This window comes from Rhodopirellula maiorica SM1 (assembly GCF_000346295.1).
GTDB classification, from domain to species: Bacteria; Planctomycetota; Planctomycetia; order Pirellulales; family Pirellulaceae; genus Novipirellula; species Novipirellula maiorica.
Map to the genome: position 1 here is coordinate 1 of NZ_ANOG01000934.1, position 2203 is coordinate 2203.

Sequence of the window (2203 nt, forward strand, 5' to 3'; positions counted from 1 at the left end):
GAACGTCGCCTTGCCGCTTCCCCACGTCAACTCGCTGGGCACAAGTTTGCGGATCGCCTCGCCTACCAACGCAACGACCTGCTTCTGAAACGTTGCCACCCAGCTATCGACGGCTCGTTGCTGTGATTCAGCGAGCCGCAGGTAGTGCAGCGGCGCAAGATTGCGGCCGACCACAGGTCCACTGTGGGTGTGCGATGTGCAGATAACAACCTGCTCGCGTTGCAGACCGTATTGCTCTTTCAGAGCGTCACAGATGGCCAGCGAGAGCGTGCGATCGATACCGACGAGATCCAGCGTCAACACAACGCCTCGCTTTCCATCGTGGTCCTCGATCACGAGTGCCTTCGCCCATAGCTCGGTCAATTTGCCGTCGGCGGGTTGAGTGCGCGAGGCATAACCCGCCATCCACATCGGCTCCTCTGGCGTGATCGCGACCTTCGCCGCACCAGCCTTCCAAGCAGATTCTGCGCCCTGTGCCACCGCCGTGAAAATCAGCAGAATCGTCGTTGCAATCAATCGTCTTTGGTTCATAGAGGCTTTCCAACTGGGTTCGACTCTCGTTCGGCATCGCTCAAAAAAGGTTGGACAAGTCGCTGCAGTTCGTGCCTGCGACGACTCATTTCCGCTCGATCAGTTTTTTCATCTCGGCGGTGATCGGCATGACTTCAAAATCTTTGAAGAACATTTCGCAGTCGGTGCCACCGTGCATTTGCAGACCCAGCTTGCCAGTCTTCTCACTCGCTTCGTCAACAATATCCGATGTGCAGAATCCATTGAGCGTCTGGACCAGTCGGTCGCCGTAGGCGGCGGTGCAGGTCGTGTTCCACTGGTCATCCTTGTTGCGGACTTTTTCGACGAACTCGTCGTTGGTAACAACCCAGCCGCGGCCGGGAATCTTCTTGCCGTCGATAATGCCGGCGGTGTGCCAGAGCGCAGAGTCCTTGCCGTTGTTAGCGATTTCGTTTTGGAATCCGCGCAGCACCCAGGGGGCGCTCGTTTCCTCGGCGCGAAAATACAACGCGCTGTTGCCACCATGCATCCGGTAGGTGACGCGAGCGATGAAGTCGTCGTAGTTTTTCTTCGAAATCACCAACCCGTCTTTGCCCTGGCTCTTGGAATGGACGCCGTGCAGAACACCCTCGTCGGTGAACGACCATTCTTCGGGCAGAACGAACTTGGCATCGGCGAGTTGGTAGTTGCCGTCGTCGCCTTTGACGAAGAATGACTCCCATTTGCTCTCGCCCAGATCCTTGACACGAATGTTCTTCCAAGCGACGGAACCCGATTTTCCAGAATGAATCTGCAGTCCAATAAAGCCTTTCATCGAGAAACTGTCGAACATATCGACGACCAGATTCCCATTCAGCCAAGTCTTGATGGACGGTCCGACGCACTGAATTTCCAGCTCGTTCCACTGACCTTCTTCGCAGCTTGCCTGAGCCGCATCAAGACGATCCTGCGGAGTGTGGGCATCGAGCCAAATGATGCCATGCTTGTGTCCGCGACGACCTTCGTCATAGATACGGCCAGTCGCATCGCCGCCGGGACGGATTTCGTACTGATAGCCATAAACACGCTCGCCATCGCCTTGCTGACGAGCGGCCGAGCGGAATTGGACACCTGAGTTCCCGGCTTCGATGAATTTGTACTGCAGCTTCAGAACGAAATTGCCAAATTCTTTTTCGGAACACAAGAAAGTGTTGCCCGGCGTATTCGGGATACATTTCCCAACGATCGAGCCATTCTCGACTTCGTACTCTGCGGACCCGCCACGTTTGACCCAGCCGGTCAAGTCGTCGCCGTTGAACAGGGAGGTAAATCCATCCTCAACGTCCGCCGCCGTTAGACCGCAGGGCATCAAAAGTGCGATCATCATCGCAGCTACAAAAAGTTTTCTCATCGTTGTTTCTCTCGGAAGGGGGGAATTGTAGGTGGGAATGCGTCAGGTGATCAAAAAAACGCTCGACCCCAGGCTCCTGCCTGGGAACCAGTGGTGGCGATTCCCGAGAAATGACGCATTTAGTTGTAGCGGAAGTCGTCAACGACTTGTTGAATCAGTCTGTCTTTAACATGCTTCGTTTAACCGTTAGCCGATAGGCGTACGCATAACAAATGCGAGTACGCCTGCGGCTCACTGTTAAACGAATTAAATCAACAAGTCGTCAACGGCTTTCGTTTTGCGGGAAGGATCGAAACGACCTCT

Annotated in this window: 2 protein-coding genes; both read right to left on the minus strand. The window is 54.8% G+C overall.

Annotated features, from left to right (window positions below):
* A partial coding sequence (locus tag RMSM_RS29770; protein ID WP_008706197.1) for a neutral/alkaline non-lysosomal ceramidase N-terminal domain-containing protein occupies nt 1-531 on the minus strand: 531 nt, incomplete at its 3' end.
* An 85-nt stretch (nt 532-616) separates the two neighbouring features.
* Entirely contained in the window at nt 617-1900 is a 1284-nt protein-coding gene (locus RMSM_RS29775; RefSeq protein ID WP_008706200.1) for a 3-keto-disaccharide hydrolase, read from the minus strand.
* Nucleotides 1901-2203 lie beyond the last annotated feature (303 nt).